Source organism: Pseudomonas sp. Bc-h (assembly GCF_002080045.1).
GTDB lineage: Bacteria > Pseudomonadota > Gammaproteobacteria > Pseudomonadales > Pseudomonadaceae > Aquipseudomonas.
In genome coordinates this window covers 1-1,101 of record NZ_MUIN01000032.1, presented here as the reverse complement: position 1 = coordinate 1,101, position 1,101 = coordinate 1, and the positions used below count along the sequence as shown (strand labels likewise).

General features: G+C 46.0%; 2 protein-coding genes and 1 pseudogene. 2 read left to right on the top strand and 1 reads right to left on the bottom strand.

Features of this window, described 5'->3' with window-relative positions:
- Positions 1–232, bottom strand: a 232-nt coding sequence (locus BWR59_RS33040) for a hypothetical protein (RefSeq protein WP_230982139.1), incomplete at its 3' end; no start/stop codon positions are given.
- A gap of 9 nt (positions 233–241) precedes the next feature.
- Here BWR59_RS33040 and BWR59_RS31690 point away from each other — a divergent pair.
- Both BWR59_RS31690 and BWR59_RS32285 read left to right on the top strand, forming a co-directional pair.
- Positions 242–769: a Mu transposase C-terminal domain-containing protein gene (locus BWR59_RS31690; protein WP_230982138.1), complete on the top strand. Its 528-nt coding sequence runs from the start codon at positions 242–244 to the stop codon at positions 767–769.
- Positions 750–1,101: pseudogene (locus tag BWR59_RS32285) on the top strand (AAA family ATPase); the annotation flags it as partial. The gene BWR59_RS31690 and the pseudogene BWR59_RS32285, both read left to right, overlap by 20 nt.

Here is a 1,101-nt window from a genome sequence, read left to right as displayed (position 1 = left end):
TAAGAGACAGGAGATCCTGTATACGGACCGAGGTCGCGATTTCAAGTCCACTCATATCGAGCAGGTGTGCATCGATTTGAAGATCAAAGTTGTTAGGACCAGGCGGAAAAAGCCGCGAGGAAGGGGCAAAATCGAAAGGTTCTTCAGAACTGTTGATCAAAGATTCACGCATAAGCGGAAAAACGAAAAGACTAAGCCACTTAGCCTTTCGAGCATTGAATCCGAGTTTCACGAGTGGCTCATGACTGAGTATCACCAGAAGAAACATAAGGGAATAAAGACTTCACCCATGGAGAAGTGGAACGAAGGTAAGTGCCTGTCTCGGCTTCCTGAGAGCCTTGATGCTCTAGACCTAATGCTTCACAAAGTCGGGCGACCTCGAAAGATGTGGCAAGAAGGAATTCGCTTGAAAAGCCGCAGATACTCACATCTATTACTGACTCAAGCAATTGGACAGGAGTTTACCATTAGATATGATCCACGAGATCTTTCAAGTATCTGGGTTTACGAAGAGGAGGGAAAGCTCCTGTGCAAGGCTGGTTCCGCTGACGTGCTCGAAAGCGAAATGGAGCCCGGTGAAATGATTGCTAACAACGCAAGGATAAAAAAGGAGTTGAAGAAAAAGATCAAGGATAAGAACGCCGTCGCTGATGCTTTTGTCACTACCAAGGAGGGGCGCAAGGAAGCTCCCGTGCTGCAAACAACGTCCGCCGATAACGTAGTTAAGCTTAAGTTGAGAAAACATTTCCATGAAAAAAGAATCCAATAGTCCTTTCTTTCTTGAATCAGTCTCTCATTTCAATTTCGTCGAACTGGCGGCAGTGTGCCGGGAGGACAGAAAAATCGGGCTTTGTTTTGGCAAGCCCGGTATTGGTAAAACTTCGTCAGCGAAGAGATTTTGTAATTGGCAAACAATAGAAGCAAATCTAGCGTCTAAGAATGGTACACCGCAAGATCCTGCAAACATGATGCTCTGCGACAGCGTTTATTATCTGCCGAGCGTCACAGTCTCGGCTCCTAGACTGAAGAATGAATTGAGCCTGCTGAAAAACAGGTTTGAGGATGCCTATCTAAAGGCTGTAAATTGGGTGAATCCCAAGG